The following is a 22314-nucleotide window of genomic DNA, read 5'->3' as shown; positions in this document are numbered from 1 at the left end:
CAGCATACTTAACACCTGACTTAACCTTATTTTTAAGGGCATATTAATTGTCATATCGTGTTTCAAAGCGCCTTACCAATCTTACCAGCACGCAAGGCTTCGATGATTTGCGCTTTAGCGCCATCTGCCACCACACGGCCAGAATCAATCACGATAATGCGGTCAGCTAAATCAAACAAACCAGTACGATGAGAAATCAATAATAAGGTTTTGCCAACCGCCGCATCCATCAAGCGTTTTTTTACGGCATCTTCCGCAGAATGATCCATCGCGCTGGTCGGCTCATCCAACAAAATAATAGACGGCTTACCGATTAACGCCCGCGCAATGCCAACACCTTGTTTTTGCCCGCCAGAAAGCGTTTCACCACGTTCGCCCACACTTAGATCAAAGCCTTTAGGATGCGCGTTGATAAACTCATCAATACCGCCGGCATGCGCCGCCGCTAAAACAGTTGCATCATCGGCATGCGGCATCGTGACAGTTAAGTTGTCACGCATAGTACCGTAAAATAAATGCGTTTCTTGCTGCACATATCCCACACAACGGCGTAGTTCAGCCGGGTCTATTTGGCGCGCATCGATACCATCAATCAAAATAGCGCCTTCAGTCGGTTGATATAAACCCAAAATTAACTTATGAATAGTCGTTTTGCCAGAACCCATGCGGCCCAATAAAGCCACACGTTCACCGGCTTTTATTTTGAACGAAACTTTGGTCAGCGCGCTTTCTTCAGCACCAGGATAATCAAAACTCACTTCTCTAAATTCAATATCACCTTTAAAACTTTTGCGCGATAAGAAATTAGAATCCAGCGGACGTTCCACTGGCTTATTCATAATGTCATCTAACGATTGCAAAGAGGTGGACGCGGTATGGTATTGCGTCAGCAAGCCTGCTGTTTGCGAAATCGGCACTAAAGCGCGTGATGCCAGCATGGTCGAAGCAATTAAACCGCCCATGGTTAAATCGCCTTTGGTCACCAAATACACGCCCAATAACATCAAACTGACCGTAATTAATTGCTGGATGGCACTAGAGCCATTTTGGATTGACGAAGATAATAAGCGTAATTTGCTACCCACTTCGGTTAAGTAAGTCGCGCTATGTTCCCATTTGCGCTGCATGCCGCCTTCTACCCCTAACGCTTTGATGGTTTCTAAACCCACCAAACTTTCGATTAACGTGGCATTGCGCAAAGCACTCGCGCGGTACATGGTTTCAGAAAGTGCTTGCATTTTACTTTGTACACTAAACGCATAAACCAGCATGACGATTGCGCCAACAATCACCGGAACCACCATTAATGGCGCAATCCAAGCCATCACGATGATAAAAATAATACCAAAAGGCACATCAATTAAGGTGGTAATCGTGGCAGAAGTAATAAAATCGCGCACACTTTCAAACGAGCGTAAATTACTGGCGAATGAACCAACAGAATTAGGCCGTTGCTCCATACGCAAACCAAGCACCTGCTCCATAATGCGCGAACTGAGTTTGATATCGATACGCGTGCTGGCCCAATCTAAAAAATAGCCGCGCATGGTGCGTAAAATAAAATCACCCAGCACAATCACTGAAACACCAATTGCTAACACCCACAAAGTTTCTATTGAACGATTCGGCACAACGCGATCGTAAACATTCATGGTGAAAAGCGGCATGGCTAATGCAAAAATATTCACTACAAATGCCGCCACCATCACATCGCGGTAAATGTTCTTATTTTCAGCCAAAGTGCCCCAAAACCAATGCCTTAAACGCACTATGCCGACAATCGGCGCACGTTTATCAAACACGTATTTAGGCTTAGTGACGATGCAATACCCAGAATATTGGGCAGCAATTTCATCTAAAGCAACCAGCACCTCAGCGTCGCCAAGTTCCGGATAAATCACACGTACTTGATTGGTTTTTGCATCAAAACCAATCAACTTGCACGCTTCATCGTTTTGCAATAAAAGTGTGACTGGTAAAAACTCAGTACGGATTTTGTTGACTGGTTTTTTTAGAATAGTGACCGATAAATTAACGCGCTCTGCTGCGCGCTTAAATAAAGCAGGCGTCATTTTGCCGTTACGCAACGGCAATCCTGCGATTAAAGCGTCTTTAGTTGTGACTATTTGGTGTGCGCGGCAAGCCAATAGCAAACAATTCAGCAGCGAATCGCTACCGTTCACTTGGTCCTGTATCAAAGCATCCAAGTTAACATCTACAGATTGTTTAACGCTAGCTGGCTCAGCCGAATTGCTTTGCAGGCTGATTGATTTTGCGGCGGGCTGATTTGCATCGCTTGGATTGACAACGTTTGGATTATTTGTGTCCTGACTTTTGTTGTCTAGACTCATCATTTCAACCCGTTAAATTATGTACTTAAAGTAATGTATCAACATTTGCATAATACTACAATTGTACAAAGTATTAATCTTTGATTATCTGCAACGAGTGCGCAAGATTTAATACAATTTAACAAATTTATTAACGTTTATAGAGATTGTTGGGGATGTTGGAGGGCGAGCCTCTGTCGAATCATGGCTTGTAAGATAATAGAATATAGGACTTATAAATTACCAATATAATTTATACCCCTATTTGTACCCCCAAATAAGTTTGCTTAATGTAAGTGAATTGCATTCTTGAAAATTGAGATTACTTTAAATTTTCACTGGCACGCCTATTGGCAGTTTCTGAGTAATCCAATTAGTAGCCGCTAGTAATCTTTGACCTTCGTTATAAACATTAGGATTATCATTTAATGATCTTAAAGTGATTATGATATTGACCCTAAGTGGAGTTGCTAGTGTGGGTTCATTTGCACGTCGCAACATCGTTGCTTGCAATGCCCAATTATCAGCTTTAACTCCTTTAGGCATTGACCTCCGGTAAATTTTAATTGGTGACCATTTTCCTCCGTATTCAATTTGGGCTTGCTCAAATCCGGTGGTACCTATTTCTCCATCCGCAGGTACCTGGCCAGTAAATTTGACTTTACCATCATCGGTTGTTTGCAAAAACCCAAACCCAACATCAACATTTACTCTGACATATTCAGTCCCTGCAGAAGAATCAATAGGCGGGGCATAAGCAGCAGTAATAATAATTTCACACGATAATTTTCCATCAATTATCAAAGAAGGAGGAATTGGAAATGGTGATTTTCGCCATTTAACTCCATCTGCAAGATCAACTTCGAACATTGCTGTAAAACTAGATTCAGAGTCAAAGAGTACAGACATGGGATCTACTGGCAATCCAGAACCATAATATCTACGTTCATTTGAGTCACGTTCTGGGGAAGAAATAGCAGCACTATGGACTAATAAAGCTTTGACCATCGAAGGTGTAACAACTAATGGAATATTTCGGTTCGGTATGTCCAGAGATTGCCAAGTATGTGCAGCAAGTGCAGCAGCGATAGGAGCAGCAAAGCTGGTGCCACACGAACAAACTAAAGTGCCATCAGGAATCATTACATTAATTCCAATAGCTTTAGATTTTAGGCTTCCATCCGCATTACCTCCAAGATGTACGATGTCTGGCTTAGGGGTAAATACTGGTCCGGGGCCTCTTCTAGAATATGGTGCTGGTTCGCCTATTTTAACTAAACTGTTCTCATCTTCTAAATGTGCTATAGAGCCAATAGTTATCGCACGTATTGAATCACCAGGTTCAGATATTCTATCTGGAAATAATCCAGCTCCGACCGGCCAACCCCTTCTGGGCTCCCCTATATAATTTCCTGCAGCTACTACAAACAATACATTATATGCATCACTTAGTTGATCCAACTCTTTACCAAATTCACTAAATTCGTCGTCAGATATTTCAGCACCCCCCAAAGACAAATTCCAGACTTTAATTTTATTATTTTTTGCTAGAGCAGCTCGTAACCTTATTATTAAATCCCCAATTCCAGACCCAGAAGATTCAAGTGCGCATACGTCATAAATATTACAAGGTAGGTTTGGAATTTGTGTGTGATTCGCATTCAGCCCATGCGCATTTATTAATAAAGAACTTACTTGTGTACCATGAACAAAATTTGTGTCTGGCGGGAGTACATAAATATCTCTTCCAACTACCCAAGGATTGATTTGTAAGTTACCTGGATCAACTCCTGTGTCAAATACAGCAACTGTGGGATAGTTTTCTGAAGGAAAACTGAATTGTGGAGCCATTTCTTCATTATCAGCATGCATTAATTGATCTGTTGTTACTTGAGGCTCTGGCATTAGATATTTCAAGCCAGGAAAATTTACTATTTTTGAAAATACTTCTAGTGACAATCCTTTATTTTCTAGCAGAATGATTGCACCCCCCGTTTTTTGCTCTAAAACAGTAAAGTGAAGTTGTCCCCTTTTCAAAAGATCTATAAATGAATTGAAAATTAAATTTGATACACTTTTTGTACGATGTGTAAAAAGCCTTAAAAATAATCGATCGCCCATCAATTCTAGAAGGTTAAAAATTTGTGCTACATCTATTCCTCTTAAATATTTTGGCAGCCTTTTGTTTAATCCCCATGCTTCGAATTTTTCAACTGTGCTTAGATTAGCCCTAATCTTCAAAATATTTCGTTCATTAACCACTCTTTCCAATTCTGCCAAGCCATCTAAACTGGCAGAAACTAGCATTTCGTTCGCAGTACCATGTCCGGCTGTAGACATTCCCGCCTCATAAATCATTTCAAGGGGTCTATGACTTTTTGCAATTGCGTTTTCTCTCAAATTGACAACTAAAACGCTTGGAATTTCAGGATATTGATTAGTTTCTAGAGCAACAATTTGAACGACTTCTCTCAAATCTTCAGTCAATTTTTGCCGTAACTCTTGTGTTACAGGAACAAATTCAGTGTTGCCACCACCACCTCCTTCGATTCCAGATAAATCACGTGCTTCAAAAACTACATGCGCAATAGGATTTCCACTATTTGGAACTCTATTAGCTGGCTGCCCCTTTTTCATCAATGTCCCCTTTAATAAATTGCGTTATTTTTCTTGTCGAAATTCCATATAGGCGCGACAGCTCTCTAATTGAAAACTGTTTTTCATCCCACTCTCTTAGCCATTTAACTTCCTGATTCACTGTAGAAAATACGAGGCGATTTAAAATGGCATATGATAATGAAAGACGTCTGTAAAGTTCTGAAATATCCACTTTAGCGCTGCCTTGCATAATGGCTGAACGCTTTGCATCTAAAGAAACTTGTTCTATTAAAGAACCTGAAATAGCGTTTGAACGGGCGGCTAAATATTTCCAGTCGAGATTATCAGGGGCATAAGAGCCTAACATTGCTTTCCAAAGTTCAATTCTAAGAACTACATCTGGAAGGGGTAATGGGACCAAAAATGGAAATCTTCTCCAAATTGCTGGATCAAGTAATTTTTCGTGATTTGAAGCCGCAACAATAATTGTGTTTTCTCCTAAGGCATCAATATTTTGCAACAAGGATATAACTACCCTCTGCAATTCACCTACATCACGCTCGTTACCTCTAGCTGTTGCTAATGCATCCATTTCATCCAAGAATAATATGCATGGACGTTGCTCAACATAATCAAATACTTTTCGAATGTTTTTGCTTGTTTGGCCTAATAAGCTACTTATTAAAGTATCGCAACGAACTGTTAAGAGTGGAAGATCTAATTCCTGCGATATCCACTTTGCTGTTTGTGTTTTACCTGTACCTGGTGGACCATATAAAAATACCCGCAATGGACTTGAAGCATTGGCTAATTTAAGAGCATCATAATTCTGGCAAGATTTGATGAACTCTTCGATACGGATCCTTGTAGCACTTGGCAAATATAATTGAATAGGAGTAGTTGAAGGAATGTTCACATCTATCGTATTCAATCTACTTTCATTGTCAATTGGAAGGCCTTCTGAAAGTCTTGATGAATCTTGAGCATGAGCGATTGCAGATGAAACTCTAGATAGTCTCTCTCTAATTCTTACAGAAACTTCTCTTTGGCCATCCTTTTCCAGCTTGTCAGCCAGTAGACCGGCGTAATTTATTGCCATGGAAGAATTTGATTTTAATGCACCGTCCAAAATCTTCAAAACTTCAGACAAATGGGGAAAGCTCATGTTACGTTTAATCCTAAAATTGATACAAAATTTTAGATATCGTAACGGAAAACAAATAATTTGTGTCGTTTAAATTAAATTTTGAGCTAATAATTGAATTTGTTTATACATATACTAGAAAATAACAACATTTTAATTTCGTAGCGAAGTTATTTATTATTAATCATAGCAATAATTTTTAACACTGCTTTTCGACCCCCCCCCTTTCTAAATTTTCCTCTCAGGGTAAATTCCACGAAGCAGACGGTCTAGATATGTTTTGCTGTGAACTTTTGACCCGCCCCCATCCATGTAGCAACGAGAATTTTTATAGCATTTCGTTTTCTTTAGCCATCAACTTCATAAATAAAACATCCGAAATTAATTCGCTGATGGCCTTTTGTAAACCCTATTTACACGCTTTTAAATTTAACTAATGATTTTTTGAGTTCAGACAGTTAAGACAGTTCAGACACGGCTTATCTATTGACTTGAAGCTGTCTTAACCTTTTTATACAAGTTAAGACAGTTCAGACAAGTCGTCCTAAGCCATCCTATACAGTCAGCTTTATGCATCATTTTCAGCTAACAAGCCAAAAACTTTCACGTTGATTTTATAAATATCCTGTTTACCTTCGCCTGGTAATCGCTCGTTGCGAGTGTACGCCTTGCCCGTTTTCGGTCTAACTAGCGCACCGTGTTTGTCTAATAATTTTTGCACAACTTTATAATCGTAACCAGCACATATTTCAGATCGAAACGTCTCGGTAAATACATAATATTCTGTATCGTGGGCTTTCTTTTCATCGCCTTGGGCGTATGTTTCACCTGTGTAAATAGGCTCGCCAGCATCATCTTTAGCATCGATGTGTTTGCGATAGCCTGCTTTATTCAGCGTTTTGGGCGCGTGTTGCGATGTATCGCTGGCTGGCCTATCCCAATCTGCAAAGCGGCTTTCACCATGTTGCTCAAAGAATCGTTGCACTTGGGCGAGCATTGCCCTTTCTTCGGCATTGCCTGTACCGCCACGTTGATGCAGCCACGCCTTGAAACATGTATCAGCAGATTGTATAGCCTCTCCACTAGCCCAGCCTGTAATGCCCCACACGGTAGCAATCTCACCCGCTGCAGCGATCAACGCAAAGCGTAAAGCTGCCCTGCTTGCCTGACCACCTGAATCACTAGCCAAGTGCTTTTCGGTGAACTGTTTTTGCAGAGCCTTAACATGTGTACTGATTTTATCCAGGTTAAGCACTAGCTTATTTAAGAATGCGATCGATGCAACGCCATAGTTTTTAGCGACTGCATCATTTAATGCTTTACTAAACGCCGCACCGCCAATGTGATCATTCAGCGTGTCGAATATACCGAAGCCCTTGCCCGCGTCCGCAGGTATATCAAGTAAACGGATCTCTTGCCCCGCTTTTGGTTTACGACCTGCAATCGCCATATGTTCAGTAAGCCCAGCCTCGCCACTTGATAAAAACAATAGTCGCCATGTTGAAGTTTTGCTATTGCCTCCTGTTTTAGAGCCTCTTATCTTACCGCTACCATTAGCCAGCATATAAGCAACCTCGCCAGCTGATTTAGGATCTACTTGTGATAATTCATCAAGCACTAGCAAACAATCTGAATGCTGTGATGAAAGGCCTTCTAAGCCATTATCTGTAGCACGCCAGCGCTGCATGTAATCCAGCCCGCCCCATACCGATGATGCAACACGTAAAGCAGTCGTTTTTCCAGTGCTAGAATCACCGCGGAAATGCACGCCCCCGCTTTCCATACCAGTCACTTCAAGTAACGGACTGGCAAAGGCGGCGCTAATCGCAAATACCAAGCGTGAGTTACCTGCACAAGGTTTAGCAATAGCCTCTTGCCAGGCGGCTAATGATCCCTTTTGTTTGAACGTGCTTTGAGCGTTGCTGGCTGATTGAAAAATGATCTTTTCTTGTTGGCTACCAATCGTTTTATTCGGCATGACAAAGATGCCATCATGCCAGCCTGTACGCTCCACACAACGCGCCCTTGCCTCGATCTTTACAGTCTGAATATATTGCGTTAACAAGTTACGTGCTTTTGGCATGGTGGATAACTGCAAGCCCATCGCTAGCAGCGTACTGCGATACTCGTTGCCCATGCCACTTAATAGATCCATTGGCATTGCCCATGCATGATGCACACCATCTAAATCATCAAATTCAAGTAATCGTCCCCATGCCTCGTTTTTAGCATCTCGCGTCACGGCTGTGACTTCAAGTTTTGAGCATATCCACAAAGGTGGCGCATCATTGCCAGCGTCGCTTTTACCAAAATAATATAAGCCACCATCATTCAAATGAAAGCGGCTTTCTTGATTATGGCTGTGATCATTATCGCTAGTAGCTTCTATCGTATCAGTGACCTTTTGCACTGCGAAAAAATCATCACGATTGCTTAACTCATCCATTGCATGATCAGTCAAGCCACTAGCTAACAGATCTGCAGCATCGCCTTTATCAGGCAAACCGCTAAATGCTTTAAGATTGATTGTTTTAACGCTCGCAGCTGCAGCTATCTTCAACAGATTTGCAATGGCGATCATGCACTTTTTACCAGCATCGTCATTGTCTGGCCATAACCAAACATTACGGCCTTTCAATACAGCCCAATTCGATTTATTCGGGCTTTGAGCACCGTTAAGCATGGTGGTAATAATTGCGTTCGGTAGCAGAATGGCTGCAGCATCGGCGGCTTTTTCACCCTCGCAAACCACCACTAGCAGATTAGGCTGATTAATAATCTTATCAAGGTTGTAAAGCGGCCTAGGATCAGCCAAACCCTGCCAGCGCCATTCACGCTTTTTGCTAGTGGTATGTTCGCAATATGTCAGGGGTGCAAACTGCTTACGTTCCCCTTCGGTTTTCGCATCGAAACGGTACACATAACAAGCTATGCCATCAGGCAAACTATAAGTCCATTGCATCGATGGCTTGCCGTTTTTAAAATGCGCTGCAGGCGGTGCTGGTGCTTTAGCGGGAACAGGCAAGACTGCTACCCACGCGCTAACGTCTTTTTGGGTTGATGAACTAGCCTTGCCCGCTTTGTTTTGCGAGCTTGTAGCGCTTTTCTGTGTATCATTATTTTGGTAGGGCATGCCAATAAACGCGCCTAGCTGTTTTGCTGCTTCAAATTGGGTTAAGTCATCTAAATATGCAACTAAAGCAACAAGATCGCCTCCGCTTTTATCCACTGCAAAATCAGACCAAGCACCAGTATTGAGATTAACTTTAAAGCTGCCTAACGTGCTATCGGCGCGTTTATGGTTAAGCGCCACATACTCATGACTTTCACGTTTACCACCTGGGCACCAATGCCTTAATACGCTATCGATTGAAGCTAGCGCAGCGGCCGCAACTTGCTTAATGTAGTTGGCCATCAAACGCCCTTTTTAAGTTTTAGAGAAATTGCATATCGCAGATCCTCTAAGGTCTTACCATACGTTGAAATACCCAACTCTTTCGCCTTATCCATAGCGGCATCTTGACTTTGCATCCAAAAATCATCATCAGAACTAGCTTCATAATTGTCAGTATTTTTAGGCTTCATAATGTAGCCTCTTTACGCTGCTTAACTAGATCTGCAACGAGCTCACGTATTTCATCATTAGATTTACCCGCTAGGCGTGCACGGTTGATCGCGTCAATTTCATGAAGTGGATAGGCAACTGAGTTTTCGCCTAGTATTACTGGGGGCGGCAAAATGCCATCTTTAATTCTTAGATGGAAGGTTGAATGTGAAGTGGCCGTTAATTTCAATGCTTCGGGCTTTTTAATAAGCCTGATGATTTCAGGAAGTGGCATTTATTGGAATCCTTTCGTATGTTATGAAAGACTAAGTTTGTCTTTTATGACACTTTAGGATTGCCACTTCCTGTCAGTCACCACTCTTGACAGGGATTTTTATATTTAACCTTTCAAAGGAACGCCTGATCGTTGATTCTTTGGCGGTAATTTTCTTCAAATCTTTGTCGATCACATTATTTTTATCAAAATATTGCGTTGTCTTTTTTAACGTCTTAACTTGAGTGTGGCATTCTTTAAGGCATTCGTAATACTTATCAACAATTATGCGTGCTCTACAAATCGCATTTTCAGACTGTTTCTTTGCATTTAGCTTTACTGCCGTGCTGGTTTTATGGGCTGATTCTAAATATGGAAGAAGAGGTGAAAATTTGCTTGAGTACTTATTAAAATTTATGTTTTCTACGATTACCATCGCCCGCAGCGACTCAATTTTCAACTCAGGCAAAACCTTTTTTAGCTGCCTTGAATTGGTTATTTGAGATAGTATTTGATGCAAATCCTGAATAATATAAAGATACTGATCTAATGTAGTGAAGGTGCTGACTGTCACTCCATTCAAACGGTTTTGTTCGGCTCTTTGATTTTCCAGCAAGTGAATAATTTTGTCACATCTAGATAAAAATTGATGAGTGAAGTTTTTAACAGAATTGTTGTCACGCTCACTTAATAAGCCATCAAAACAAAAAAATGCAAACTCTTGTTCAGTAAAGTTTTCAAACACCTCGCACCTTTCATGCACTCTTAAAGGAGTTACACCAGCATAGTTAAGAGTCCTATGTTTTTGCATGGGATATTTATGCCCTGCTAGGCGCAGCGTAACGATTAATACTTAACTTAAAACTTAATATAACCTAATTTTTGCTAGTGAAGAATCGGCAGCGTGAAGTGGCCTAGCGAAAATATTTGCTATTATGCGAACGGCTATGCACGCCTTAGGACGACTTGTCAGAACTGTCTTAACTTGTATAAAAAACGTTAAGACAGCTACAAGCCAATAAATATGCCATGTCTGAACTGTCTTAACTGTCTGAACTCAAAAAAATCATTAGTGAAATTAAATTTTAAAAATGACTTACCGCTTCAATGTAATTTATTTTTTCGGTTTCAACTAAATTCATTAAGTTTTTAGCCTTGGTCATCCCTGCAATAAAAGCAAAGTTGAATCGCATTGCTTTATCTGTAATTTCTTTAGGATATCCCTTATATTCCTGCATGTTGATTCGCATTGTTCTCAATAACGTTATTTTGCAGTGGTGATAATCCAGTCTACCAAAATACAACCAATCGACTGAAACATTGAGGGTAATACAGGCCTCTATGCCTCGCCTTAATATTGTCCTGTGATTACCCTCAAGCATTCGTTTAGCAATAGGCGCAGAAACTCCCATTAGTTTAGCCAGGTGAAAGTGCATTTCATTCTCAGCTACACCGTCATAAAAAAGCACGGCTTTAAGTCTTTTTTGTATGGAAGCAATGCCTACTGAATCTATCATGTGTTAACCAACTTATTAACGCGAACAAGCTTAAGAGGTAAAATGTTAATAACCATGATTAAAACTCCTTTTTAGTTTTGATAGTGGTCAGGCCACGCTGCTAGCTTTTCGAAGGGATACTAGTGTTGCCGCTTTACTCACGAAGCATGAGTGACGGTAAAACTCTTTTTTTTTATGCTTGCTTGATATTCACAATCTTTGCACCAGCTTTAATTTCATCTAGATAATCAGCCCAGGACTGCATCATTTCCTTACGTTTTGGCAAATGCTCGGCATAGTTATAGGCAGCACTCACTTTATTCCGTTCGGCATGCGCAAGTTGCCTTTCAATTGCTTCATGCGGCCAGCCTTGTTCATGTAAGATCGTGCTGGCCATACTTCTAAAACCGTGCCCAGTCATTTCGCCTTTTTCGTATCCAAGCTTTCTAAGTGCAGCATTCACAGTGTTTTCACTCATAGGCCGATCTGCAGATCGAAGGCCAGGGAAAACATACTTCCCATCACCAGTATAGGTATGCAGTACACGGAAAATTTGGATTGCCTGGTTAGAAAGCGGCACGAGATGCACAGCTTTCATTTTCATTTTGTACGCAGCAATACGCCACTCTGCTTTATCAAAATCAATTTCAGACCATTCAGCATTTCGCAGCTCGCCAGGGCGAACAAATACTAATGGCGCAAGTTTGAGTGCTTGAGCTGTTAAAACAGATCCTTGATACACTTCTAATGAACGTAATAAATCAGCAACGCCTTTAGGATCGGTGATACTTGCATGATGTTTTTCTTGAATGGGTGCTAGTGCACCCTTTAACACCAAACTTAAATCAGCCTGTGCCCTTTCTGTTGCGATGGCATAACGGAATATTTCACCACATAGTTGCAAAGCCCTATGAGCGCTATCGATCTTGCCCCTTTTTTCAATCTTTTGCAGCGCAGCTAATAAATCTTTTGGTTTAACCAACTCAATGGGAATTTTGCCAATTTCAGGGAATATATTGATTTCTAGAATACGCAGATTGCGGATCAGCGTTTTTTTTACTAGCTTGAGGGATTTTTTTAGATGCCATTCACGTGCGACTAATTCGAATGTATTTGCTGCTTGGTGTTTAGCTTCTGCTTTTAAACTCTGCTTCACTTCATTTGGATCTTTACCACTAGCAAGCAATTTTTTTGCTGCATCGCGGCTTGATCTAGCTTCAGATAATGTTACTTGGGGATAAATGCCAATAGCCAGCACTTTCTCTTTACCCAAAAAGCGGTATTTCTGTCGCCAATACTTAGATCCATTAGGGTGAATTAATAAGTAAAGGCCTCCAGCATCAGAAAGCTTTTGGACTTTGTCTGTTGGCTTTGCATTTCTTGCAGCAATATCACTTAGCGCCATGTGGGGGTATCCAAATTCGTAAGAATCAAATATCCCCTCATTTATACCACCTAATTATATTGGATGCAATAGGATTGGTTAAGACTGATTAACACATGTAAACCCTGTATTTACTTGCGTTACAAGGTTAGTTTGGACTTGTTAGGACGGGGTAAAATAAGAGGGTGGAGGCGCGAGCCGGAGTCGAACCGGCCTAAACGGCTTTGCAGGCCGCGGCATAACCGCTTTGCTATCGCGCCATTATTGTTTAACTCAACAAAGAACTTGTTCAATTAAATATATCATTTTCAATTCTGACCAAACTAAATAGTTAACAACTTTAAAACACTTAAAAAGATAGTTAAAACTTTAGTACTTGAAACTTAAAAATGACCACTTAAAACCAAAACGGCGAAAGCATGCATGCATTCGCCGTATCAGTTATTATTTGGAGCGGGAAACGAGACTCGAACTCGCGACCTATACCTTGGCAAGGTATCGCTCTACCAGCTGAGCTATTCCCGCGTCGTTAAGACAGCCAGCATTATAGCGGTTTTCGGCCTTAGGTCAACACTCAAATCGCTATTTTATAATTAAATTGCGTGATTAATTTTCCAGACGCAAAGCTTAATGAATAGACTTTTTAAGTTGCGGCCATGCAGCTTTTATATAATAAGCCATTGATAATAATGTTAAAAAAGCCGCAAAAATAATCAATATTTGCCCTGCAAATTTGGTATTAAAATGCCCCAAAAATCCCAGATTTAAGTTGTCATAATAAAGTAATAATAATATTGCGATCATTTGTGCCGCAGTTTTTACTTTACCAATGGTCGCAACGGCCACATTACCATTACTGCCAGTGCCCGCCATCCATTCACGCAACGCACTAATTGCAATCTCGCGGCCAATGATAATCAAGGCAATCACCGCACCGATACGCTCAAATTCCACCAGTACAATTAATGCGGCAGCCACCATCAGCTTATCGGCAACTGGGTCTAAAAAAGCGCCAAATTTTGAAGTTTGATTAAACTTGCGCGCCCAAAAACCATCCAGCCAGTCAGTAAATGCTGCCAGCGCAAAAACCCATGCGGCGGTCACGTTAACCCAATGTGCGGGAATCGCCCCCAAGCTGGCTTGGTCATTTGGCAAATAAAAAATCCCCACAAATACAGGGATCAGCGCGATGCGCAACACGGTTAAGATATTGGGGATTGTCCACAACATATGTTTTTATAACACTTTATTTTTTATAAAAATTTGGGTTAATGAAGTTGTTCGTAAATCTTTTCTGCAAGCGATTGGCTAATTCCTTCAACCAGTGCCAATTCATCCATACTAGCACTTTTCACCCCGTCTAATCCACCAAAGCGCGTTAACAAAGCTTTGCGGCGTTTTGCGCCAACGCCTTCAATATCTTCTAAACTTGAGGTGATACGCGCTTTCGCACGTTTGGCGCGATGACCCGTAATCGCAAAACGGTGCGCTTCATCGCGAATTTGTTGCAGCAAATGCAAACCTTGATTATCTTTTTCCAGATTCAGCATCTCACCTGTATCAGAAAATATCATCGTTTCCAAACCTGGTCTGCGCTCTTCACCTTTGGCAATACCGATTAGCAAAATGTCTTCCAAACCGACTTCCTGCATTACTTCTATCGCAATACCCAATTGACCTTTGCCACCATCGATAAATACTAAATCAGGTCGTACACCCTCACCTGCCGCCACTTTTTTGTAACGCCGCGTCAGCACATCGCGCATCGCCGCATAATCATCGCCTGGCGTAATGCCAGTGACGTTATAGCGCCTATATTCACTATTCTGCAAATTACCTTTATCAAAAACCACGCAGCTCCCCACTGTCGCCTCACCCATGGTGTGGCTGATATCAAAACATTCAATGCGCTCTGTGGATTCTGGCAGATTCAACGCCTCACGCAGCGCAATCAAACGCGCCTCCTGATTGCTTGCTGCTGCTTGTTTTTGTGTTAATGCCAACTCTGCGTTGGTTTGTGCCATTTTTAACCACACGCGCTTATCGCCGATGGCGTTGGTGATGATTTTTATTTTGCGTTCTGATTGTTCGCTAAAGGCCAATTCAAAGGTTTTGGTATCCACTTCCACACCACACACAATCATTGGCGGCGTATTCTGCGCCACATAATGTTGGGTTAAAAAGGCCTCTACTGTTTCCACCACATCTGCATCTTGCGCATTTTTTGGCATAAAACTTTTATCACCCAAATGACGCCCGCCACGAATCATCACCAAGTTAATGCAATGCTGACCTTGAACATTCGCACAAGCAATCACATCGGCATCAGAAACACTGAAATCGCTGACGAATTGCTTGGCCTGCACTTGGCGCAAAGCCTGCATACGGTCACGAAAAATCACCGCCATTTCATATTCCTGATTCGCCGCCGCCGTATTCATTTTGTCGCCCAAGGCATTAATCACTTCGTTAGTTTTTCCCTCTAAAAACAACGCAGCCATATTCACATCATTGGCATAGTTTTCAGGCGCGATGTAATCGACACAGGGCGCTGTACAGCGCTCGATTTGATATTGCAAACACGGGCGGCTACGATTAGCAAATACCGTATTTTCACAAGTGCGCAACTTAAAGACTTTTTGCAAAAGCTGAATACTTTCGCGAACTGCGACCGAGTTTGGGAACGGCCCGAAATAACGACTACCTTTACGCTGCGCACCACGATGAAAAGCCAAACGCGAAAACTTGTCACCTGTCAGCGTGATGTATGGATAAGACTTATCATCGCGAAACAGTACGTTGTAACGCGGCATTAAGCCTTTAATCAGGTTGTTCTCTAACAGTAACGCTTCGGCTTCACTACGCGTGACAGTGGTTTCTATTTTGACAATATTACTCACCATCAAACGCGTGCGTGGACTGACTAAGTTTTTATTAAAATAGCTAGAAACCCGCTTTTTTATGTCCTTGGCTTTGCCGACATAAATCACTTCATCTGCAACGTTAATCATGCGATACACGCCAGGCAGATTAGGCAGGTTTTTTAAGATGGGTTTGGGGTCGAACATACTACTATTTTAACATTACTGTTGTGATTCATTAGCAGGCTAAGATTTAACTATTCATCAAACTTTACACTGTACTATTGCAGCAAAATAACGACAGGCTTAGATTGCTTATTTTAAGGGCTATTCATCCAACAATTGTCCACCAATTGCCCAATCTTCATAAGCGACTTCTTCAAACGTAATGTAAGTATAAGACTTTGGCTTATGCGCAACGCGCTCTAAGGTTTCGGTAATTTCTTTGGCGATTTGTGCTTTTTGCTCGCGGGTCACTTCGCCTGCTAATTTAATATTCACATAAGGCATTCAAATACTCCTTTAAATTAAGTGTTAACTACTTAAGTCTGACATTATTTAATGATGATGATCATGTGACGAGTTACTTTTAGCAACGCCATACTTTAATGTGAGGCGAATATCATTCGCCAATTTCAATGTCACCGCAAATATCAATGCGGAAATAAATAGCGATAAAATAGGATCTGCCGCTAACCAACCTGTGAAATAAATCACCGCACCAGCCAGTAGCGCGGCGACTGAACCTAGCAAATCGCCCAACACGTGCAATAAAGCGGCGCGATGATTTAAATTATCTTTACCGCCATGATGATTCGCTTGGTGGTGCAATCGCTGCGCGACCACGACGTTTACTACCAAACCAACAAATGCAATCAGCATGACGTAACCGCCAGCAATACTAGGTGGATTTTTTAAGCGCTGAATAGCCTCAAATACAATCCAAATAACTACCGCAAACATCAGCGCCACATTAATAATGGACGCGCGAATCTCAATATGACTTTGCCCAGAAGCATGTTTTTTTGACTGGATTTTTTGCGCTTGTGTTGAGGCATACCAGGCCAGCGCCAACGCAAACACATCAGAAAACATATGCCACGCATCGCCCAAAAGCGCTAATGATTGCGTCCAAACTCCACCGGCAAATTCAATGACGGCAAAAGCTAGAATCAAAAAAAATGGAATGGCGAATGGATTGCCGTGAGAATGATTGTGGTCGTCTGGTTGCGGATTATTCAATTCATTACCTTTAGTTATGTACAGTTAACGCGTTAAATTAGCTTAAATATTTTATGGAATCATACAAGAAATCGCCGCTTTGCCTCTATAATTTTGGCATGCAAAATACAGCAATATTTAGTCGCTTAAATTTTCAAATAAATTTATGTTAAGTTACCGCCACGCCTTTCACGCAGGCAATCATGCCGATGTATTGAAACACTATGTTTTAAGCCTTGTACTGGAATATTTTAATCAAAAATCTGCGCCCTATTCATATATTGATACGCACGCAGGCGCAGGTTTGTATGGCTTAAAAGATACATTTGCACAAAAAAATGGTGAATTTGAAACAGGTATTGCACGATTAATCGATATAAAAAACTTGCCACTAACATTAAGTCATTTTATTGAATGCATTCAATCGTTTAATGCGAAAAACTCTCTAGATTTTTACCCAGGCTCACCCAAAATAGCAGCACAATATTTGCGCGCAGATGACAAAATGCGATTATTTGAATTGCATCCAAAAGATTATCAATTGTTGCTTGAAAATTTTGGCGAATCTAAAAGTAGGCAAACTAAAGTTTCCATGCAAAATGGTTTTGATGGCATTAAAGCCTCTTTGCCGCCACCATCGCGGCGCGCGGTTGTGTTAATCGATCCGCCTTATGAAATTAAAGATGATTACGCATTTGTCGTTGATTGTATTAAAGATAGTTTAAAGCGCTTTGCTACTGGCACTTATCTGATTTGGTATCCACTTTTAAAGCGCCCAGAACCAGCACAAATGTGTCAAGAATTGGCAGAACTTAACCCTCAAAATTGGTTAAATATTCAATTAACGGTACAAGCGCCCAGCGAAAATGGTTACGGCATGCATGGTAGCGGCGTATTTGTTATCAATCCACCCTATGTTTTACCAGCCTTGCTCAATGAATCGATGCCGCTTTTAACTGATTTATTAAGCTTAGATGAAACAGCAAATTATCAACTCACAAGCCGCATCACATAAGGTAAAATACGGCCTGTTATTTTAAGTCAAATCGTTTTTAAGTCTAACTCCGAGAATTCCATGCAAAGTAAAATCAAACCTACGTCCGGCGAATACAAACAAGGCAATATCATGTCGAATATTTTATTTGGCAGCCGCTGGCTACAATTACCACTTTATTTAGGATTAATTATCGCGCAGGCGGTTTACGTATTTTTCTTTGGTGTGGAGCTAGTGCATTTAGTACAAAAAGCCACGCACCTTGTAGAAGCCGATATCATGTTGATTGTATTAGGTTTAATTGACGTGGTGATGATTTCGAACTTGCTGATTATGGTGATTGTGGGCGGCTACGAAACCTTTGTATCGCGTTTGAATTTGGCTGGCCATCCGGACGAACCAGATTGGCTTTCTCACGTAAATGCTAATTTGCTTAAAGTAAAACTGGCAACTGCGATTATTGGTATTTCATCGATTCATTTGCTTAAAACGTTTATCAATGCAGAAAACCTAACGGATAAAGTGTTGATTTGGCAGACCATTATTCACATGACTTTTGTATTGTCTGCAGTTGCAATTGCCTATATTGATAAACTAATGGCACATAGCGACGTTAAGCATTAAGACTTACATATCTAAATTTAAACATTTAGACTTAACCATTAAAAACGCGCAATAATTAAACTGCTACTCATTAAATGGCTAATATAGCAGCAGAATAGTTGGCGCGTTTTCTGTGTTAAGTTTGACTGAAAAGTTATGCACCGCAATGGTTTTTTCATTCTCAGTCTTAATAATCACGCGCCAATCACCCGCAACAGGGTTACTTTTATAGGTGTAACCTCTAAAGCCATTGTAACGACCGCCACTCACTATAAAACTGGCGCGCGACTGTAAAACCCAGCCGTTTTTTGTATGTAACTGCCAATCGTGAAACAGCTTGGTTTTTAAGCCTGCTGGCGCGAAAATCGTAGAAAAACAATATATTCTTTGCCCATTAGTTATTTCCAAATCATCGCTGGTTTTACGCCAAAATTTCCACAATGGCGATTTAGCCTGACTTAACTGATACTTTCCGTCCACTTTCTCGATTGCATACGCCATGGCAATATCGCGTTTTACCAGCGGCACTGGCGGAATCATATCCGCCGCATAAGCCAACATGAGTAAACCTGCAATGACTGGAACGGGCCAAATATTGCCTAAATGATTCGGCGTTTCTATGTACAACCAATAGGCAAGAATTGCACCTAATAATGTACTTAAGTAAAACCAGATACTCAGCACACTGCCCAGCAAAAACGGTAGCGCAAAGTTAAATAGCAACATGGCGCACAAACCAAACAGTGCCCAGCTAATGGTATAACGCCGATATTGATTTTCTAAAAACTCATTAGCGATTAATAAGCCAGCCAATAATAAAGACATCAGCCAAGCCAGCCAATGGCTAGAACTTTTAAAATACAAGATAAACAGCGCGCTTAACAAACTGCCAAATAAGAATTGCAGTAAAAAATATGGTAAGCGCGAAGTAACGATTGCATATAAGCGCGTCGGCACTTTTGCTGTATCTTGAACTTCATCCTGGGCTTCATTTGGCGAAATAAAATTTGGGCGGCTGATACAAAAAAGAATCAATGCGGCAGCCAATAAATAGCCCGCAAATATGATTAAGTCAGTCGCAGCTACATTGCGGCCGATAGTGAGCGCGTCCCAAACGAATCCCGCAAAAAAGAAAACCGCTGGCAGATAACTGCTAGCGGTTTTTGATGCTTGTTTGACGCGCTCTAACAATTGAACGGTGACTTAAAGTTTACGGCGACTTAAATTTTAAAGTGCAACTTCAGCAATCGGAATCACTTTTTTGCCGCTGCTTAAAGTGTCTAATGCGGCTTTGTACTCCGTCATTTGATCAAAATTTAAATATTTATAAATTTCAGCCGTATTTTGTAATTTACTACCAATCGTTTCCATATATTCAGCATGGCTTGGCATACGACCTAATTTAGCACACACAGCAGCCAATTCAGCTGAACCCAAATAAACGCGGGCATCGCGACCCATACGATTATCAAAGTTGCGCGTAGATGTTGAAAATACCGTTGCTTTATCCGCCACGCGGGCTTGGTTGCCCATGCACAAACTGCAACCTGGTATTTCAGTGCGCGCGCCGGCAATACCAAACACAGAATAAACGCCTTCGTCACGTAATTGTGCTTCATCCATGCGGGTTGGTGGCGCAATCCATAAGCGCGTAGGAATGTTACCTGTGCCTTCTAGCACTTTGGCCGCAGCGCGATAATGGCCGATATTGGTCATGCAACTGCCGATAAATACTTCATCGATTTTATCGCCAACCACCGCTGACATTGGTTTGATGTCATCAGGATCATTCGGACAAGCAACTAATGGCTCTTTAATCGTCGCTAAATCGATTTCAATCACATGCGCATATTCCGCATCGGCATCTGGCTGCAACAACTCTGGTTTTGCTAACCAAGCTTGCATATTCTCAATGCGGCGTTGCAAGGTGCGTGCATCTTCGTAGCCGTTTTCAATCATATTTTGCATCAGCACAATGTTGGATTTTAAAAACTCAATCACTGGTGCTTCAGATAGTAATACCGTACAGCCGTTGGCAGAACGCTCTGCAGAAGCATCGGCAAACTCAAATGCTTGCTCAACTTTTAAATCCGGCAAGCCTTCAATTTCTAAAATACGACCATTAAATACGTTCTGTTTATTGGTTTTTCCAACGGTTAATGTGCCTTCTTGAATCGCCGCGTAAGGAATCGCATTCACCAAATCGCGCAAGGTAATACCAGGTTGCATTTCACCTTTAAAGCGCACCAATACTGATTCTGGCATATCCAGCGGCATTGCACCTGTGGCAGCAGCAAATGCGACCAAACCAGAACCTGCAGGGAATGAGATGCCAATTGGAAAACGCGTATGTGAGTCGCCGCCCGTACCAACAGTATCGGGCAAAATCAAACGATTTAACCATGAGTGAATCACACCGTCACCGGGACGCAACGAAACACCACCGCGGCTACTCATAAATTCTGGCAAACTGTGTTGTAGCTTAATATCCACTGGTTTTGGATAAGCAGCTGTGTGACAAAAACTTTGCATGACTAAATCACTGCTAAAACCCAAACAAGCCAACTCTTTTAGCTCATCACGCGTCATACCGCCAGTGGTGTCTTGCGAACCAACAGTAGTCGCTTTCGGCTCGCAATAAGTATTCGGGCGTACGCCAATACCTTCTGGCAAACCGCAAGCACGGCCGACCATTTTTTGCGCCAATGTATAGCCTTTGGTTGAAACTATCGCTGGCGTTGCTTTAATGAAAATTTCCGTTTCTGGTAAATTTAAAGCTTTACGCGCATTGGCAGTTAAACCGCGGCCAATAATCAATGGAATACGGCCACCCGCGCGCACTTCGTCTGGCAACGTGACTGGATTCAGCTCAAACGTAGAAATCACCTCACCTGTTTCATTCAGCACTTTTCCTTCATACGGAAAAATAGTGATTTCATCGCCAGTTTGCATTTTTGATACATCGCACTGAATCGGCAACGCGCCAGAATCTTCTGCTGTGTTGAAGAAAATAGGCGCGATTTTTGCACCTAAAATCACGCCGCCTGTGCGCTTGTTCGGAATATTCGGGATATCGTTACCCATAAACCATTGCACAGAGTTAATGGCTGATTTGCGTGAAGACCCTGTACCGACTACATCGCCGACATAAACCAGCGGCAAGCCTTTTTGTTTTAAGCTTTCAATCTTGTTTAAGCCATCTGGCATTTTATTCACTAGCATCGCTTTGGCATGCAAAGGAATGTCCGGGCGACTCCAAGCGTCTTGGGCTGGACTCAAATCATCGGTATTGGTTTCGCCATCCACTTTAAAAACAACCATTTTCAGTTGGTCTGCTAATACAGGTTTACTGGTAAACCATTCGGCATTTGCCCAAGATTCCATCAGTTTTTTGGCGTGCGCATTACCATTTTTCATCAACAGATCAACATCATGAAATGCATCAAACATTAGAATAGTATTTCTTAAAGCCGTTACTGCATGCGCGGCCATAGGCGTAGAAAGAAGCTCAACCAACGCTTGCACGTTATAACCACCTAACATCGTGCCCAATAATTGCACCGCTTTTTCTGGCGTAATAAGGGGCGAAGTTGCAACACCTTTGGCAATATCGGCCAAAAATGCGGCTTTAACATAGGCAGCAGTATCCACACCAGCGGGCGTTTGATTTTCAAGTAAATCTAACAATAAAGCTTCATCAGATTTTGCAGGATTTTTTAACAGTTCGACCAACGTAGCAACTTGCTCTGCAGATAATGGCAATGGTGGAAGTTGGATGGCCGCACGTTCTAACACATGCGCTTGATAGGCTTTTAACATAATAATTTAAGGCTCGTTTTAGTCAATAATCGTATTATAAACCAGC

Annotated in this window: 17 protein-coding genes and 2 tRNA genes; 2 read left to right on the top strand and 17 right to left on the bottom strand. The window is 41.6% G+C overall.

What is annotated here, in order from left to right; all coding sequences use genetic code 11:
• Positions 1-62: 62 nt before the first annotated feature.
• From METVE_RS0108530 to METVE_RS0108460, 15 genes are all read right to left on the bottom strand, one after another.
• Positions 63-2351 carry a type I secretion system permease/ATPase gene (locus METVE_RS0108530; protein WP_020168052.1) on the bottom strand — a complete coding sequence of 763 codons (2289 nt, stop codon included), beginning with the start codon at positions 2349-2351 and terminating at the stop codon, positions 63-65.
• Positions 2352-2657: 306 nt separating this feature from the next.
• The gene (gene iteS / locus METVE_RS0108525) at positions 2658-4967 is read right to left on the bottom strand and encodes a S8 family anti-phage peptidase IteS (protein ID WP_020168051.1); all 2310 of its coding nucleotides are present in this window, start codon (positions 4965-4967) and stop codon (positions 2658-2660) included.
• Positions 4945-6093, bottom strand: a complete 1149-nt coding sequence (gene iteA / locus METVE_RS0108520) for an anti-phage ATPase IteA (protein ID WP_020168050.1) — start codon at positions 6091-6093, stop codon at positions 4945-4947. The genes iteS and iteA overlap by 23 nt, the downstream gene beginning before the upstream one ends.
• A gap of 547 nt (positions 6094-6640) precedes the next feature.
• Positions 6641-9487: a DUF927 domain-containing protein gene (locus METVE_RS0108515; protein ID WP_020168049.1), complete on the bottom strand. Its 2847-nt coding sequence runs from the start codon at positions 9485-9487 to the stop codon at positions 6641-6643.
• Positions 9487-9657 (bottom strand): hypothetical protein, encoded by a 171-nt coding sequence (locus METVE_RS12805; RefSeq protein WP_020168048.1) that lies wholly within the window; start codon positions 9655-9657, stop codon positions 9487-9489. The genes METVE_RS0108515 and METVE_RS12805 overlap by 1 nt, the downstream gene beginning before the upstream one ends.
• Positions 9654-9911 carry a helix-turn-helix transcriptional regulator gene (locus METVE_RS0108505; protein ID WP_020168047.1) on the bottom strand — a complete coding sequence of 86 codons (258 nt, stop codon included), beginning with the start codon at positions 9909-9911 and terminating at the stop codon, positions 9654-9656. The genes METVE_RS12805 and METVE_RS0108505 overlap by 4 nt, the downstream gene beginning before the upstream one ends.
• A 73-nt stretch (positions 9912-9984) precedes the next feature.
• Positions 9985-10701: a hypothetical protein gene (locus METVE_RS0108500; RefSeq protein WP_020168046.1), complete on the bottom strand. Its 717-nt coding sequence runs from the start codon at positions 10699-10701 to the stop codon at positions 9985-9987.
• 274 nt (positions 10702-10975) lie between these two features.
• The gene (locus METVE_RS0108495; protein ID WP_020168045.1) at positions 10976-11407 is read right to left on the bottom strand and encodes a hypothetical protein; all 432 of its coding nucleotides are present in this window, start codon (positions 11405-11407) and stop codon (positions 10976-10978) included.
• Positions 11408-11579: 172 nt separating this feature from the next.
• On the bottom strand, positions 11580-12791 hold the full coding sequence (locus METVE_RS0108490) for a tyrosine-type recombinase/integrase (protein ID WP_020168044.1): 1212 nt from the start codon (positions 12789-12791) through the stop codon (positions 11580-11582).
• Positions 12792-12956: 165 nt separating this feature from the next.
• Positions 12957-13030, bottom strand: a tRNA-Cys gene (locus METVE_RS0108485).
• Between the two features lie 189 nt (positions 13031-13219).
• Positions 13220-13295, bottom strand: a tRNA-Gly gene (locus METVE_RS0108480).
• A gap of 102 nt (positions 13296-13397) precedes the next feature.
• The gene (gene pgsA, locus METVE_RS0108475; RefSeq protein WP_020168043.1) at positions 13398-14000 is read right to left on the bottom strand and encodes a CDP-diacylglycerol--glycerol-3-phosphate 3-phosphatidyltransferase; all 603 of its coding nucleotides are present in this window, start codon (positions 13998-14000) and stop codon (positions 13398-13400) included.
• Positions 14001-14038: 38 nt separating this feature from the next.
• Complete coding sequence (gene uvrC / locus METVE_RS0108470; protein WP_020168042.1) at positions 14039-15838, bottom strand: excinuclease ABC subunit UvrC; 1800 nt, start codon at positions 15836-15838, stop codon at positions 14039-14041.
• A gap of 120 nt (positions 15839-15958) precedes the next feature.
• A complete protein-coding gene (locus METVE_RS0108465; RefSeq protein WP_020168041.1) occupies positions 15959-16141 on the bottom strand; it encodes a tautomerase family protein in 183 nt (60 codons plus the stop codon).
• A gap of 48 nt (positions 16142-16189) precedes the next feature.
• Positions 16190-16873 (bottom strand): cation diffusion facilitator family transporter, encoded by a 684-nt coding sequence (locus METVE_RS0108460; protein ID WP_020168040.1) that lies wholly within the window; start codon positions 16871-16873, stop codon positions 16190-16192.
• 145 nt (positions 16874-17018) lie between these two features.
• On the opposite strand from METVE_RS0108460, the gene METVE_RS0108455 reads away from it, so the two are divergent.
• Together METVE_RS0108455 and METVE_RS0108450 are read left to right on the top strand one after the other, a co-directional pair.
• Positions 17019-17867: a 23S rRNA (adenine(2030)-N(6))-methyltransferase RlmJ gene (locus METVE_RS0108455; RefSeq protein ID WP_020168039.1), complete on the top strand. Its 849-nt coding sequence runs from the start codon at positions 17019-17021 to the stop codon at positions 17865-17867.
• 60 nt (positions 17868-17927) lie between these two features.
• The gene (locus tag METVE_RS0108450; protein WP_020168038.1) at positions 17928-18470 is read left to right on the top strand and encodes a TIGR00645 family protein; all 543 of its coding nucleotides are present in this window, start codon (positions 17928-17930) and stop codon (positions 18468-18470) included.
• A gap of 78 nt (positions 18471-18548) precedes the next feature.
• Here METVE_RS0108450 and METVE_RS0108445 read toward each other — a convergent pair whose 3' ends face one another.
• Complete coding sequence (locus METVE_RS0108445) at positions 18549-19640, bottom strand: DUF2914 domain-containing protein (RefSeq protein ID WP_020168037.1); 1092 nt, start codon at positions 19638-19640, stop codon at positions 18549-18551.
• Between the two features lie 36 nt (positions 19641-19676).
• Positions 19677-22268 carry a bifunctional aconitate hydratase 2/2-methylisocitrate dehydratase gene (gene acnB / locus METVE_RS12595; RefSeq protein ID WP_020168036.1) on the bottom strand — a complete coding sequence of 864 codons (2592 nt, stop codon included), beginning with the start codon at positions 22266-22268 and terminating at the stop codon, positions 19677-19679.
• Positions 22269-22314: the final 46 nt, after the last annotated feature.

It is taken from the genome of Methylotenera versatilis 79 (assembly GCF_000384375.1).
Taxonomy (GTDB): Bacteria; Pseudomonadota; Gammaproteobacteria; order Burkholderiales; family Methylophilaceae; genus Methylotenera_A; species Methylotenera_A versatilis_B.
Note: the sequence above shows the minus strand (reverse complement) of the source record. Positions and strands in the feature narration are given on the sequence as shown.

Coding starts and splice junctions, on each gene's coding strand:
- METVE_RS0108505 (WP_020168047.1), bottom strand. CDS start 9,911: ATGCCACTTCCTGAAATCATCAGGCTTATTAAAAAGCCCGAAGCATTG.
- METVE_RS12805 (WP_020168048.1), bottom strand. CDS start 9,657: ATGAAGCCTAAAAATACTGACAATTATGAAGCTAGTTCTGATGATGAT.
- METVE_RS0108500 (WP_020168046.1), bottom strand. CDS start 10,701: ATGCAAAAACATAGGACTCTTAACTATGCTGGTGTAACTCCTTTAAGA.
- acnB (WP_020168036.1), bottom strand. CDS start 22,268: ATGTTAAAAGCCTATCAAGCGCATGTGTTAGAACGTGCGGCCATCCAA.
- uvrC (WP_020168042.1), bottom strand. CDS start 15,838: ATGTTCGACCCCAAACCCATCTTAAAAAACCTGCCTAATCTGCCTGGC.
- METVE_RS0108450 (WP_020168038.1), top strand. CDS start 17,928: ATGCAAAGTAAAATCAAACCTACGTCCGGCGAATACAAACAAGGCAAT.
- METVE_RS0108515 (WP_020168049.1), bottom strand. CDS start 9,487: ATGGCCAACTACATTAAGCAAGTTGCGGCCGCTGCGCTAGCTTCAATC.
- METVE_RS0108530 (WP_020168052.1), bottom strand. CDS start 2,351: ATGAGTCTAGACAACAAAAGTCAGGACACAAATAATCCAAACGTTGTC.
- pgsA (WP_020168043.1), bottom strand. CDS start 14,000: ATGTTGTGGACAATCCCCAATATCTTAACCGTGTTGCGCATCGCGCTG.
- iteS (WP_020168051.1), bottom strand. CDS start 4,967: ATGAAAAAGGGGCAGCCAGCTAATAGAGTTCCAAATAGTGGAAATCCT.
- METVE_RS0108455 (WP_020168039.1), top strand. CDS start 17,019: ATGTTAAGTTACCGCCACGCCTTTCACGCAGGCAATCATGCCGATGTA.
- METVE_RS0108490 (WP_020168044.1), bottom strand. CDS start 12,791: ATGGCGCTAAGTGATATTGCTGCAAGAAATGCAAAGCCAACAGACAAA.
- METVE_RS0108465 (WP_020168041.1), bottom strand. CDS start 16,141: ATGCCTTATGTGAATATTAAATTAGCAGGCGAAGTGACCCGCGAGCAA.
- METVE_RS0108495 (WP_020168045.1), bottom strand. CDS start 11,407: ATGATAGATTCAGTAGGCATTGCTTCCATACAAAAAAGACTTAAAGCC.
- iteA (WP_020168050.1), bottom strand. CDS start 6,093: ATGAGCTTTCCCCATTTGTCTGAAGTTTTGAAGATTTTGGACGGTGCA.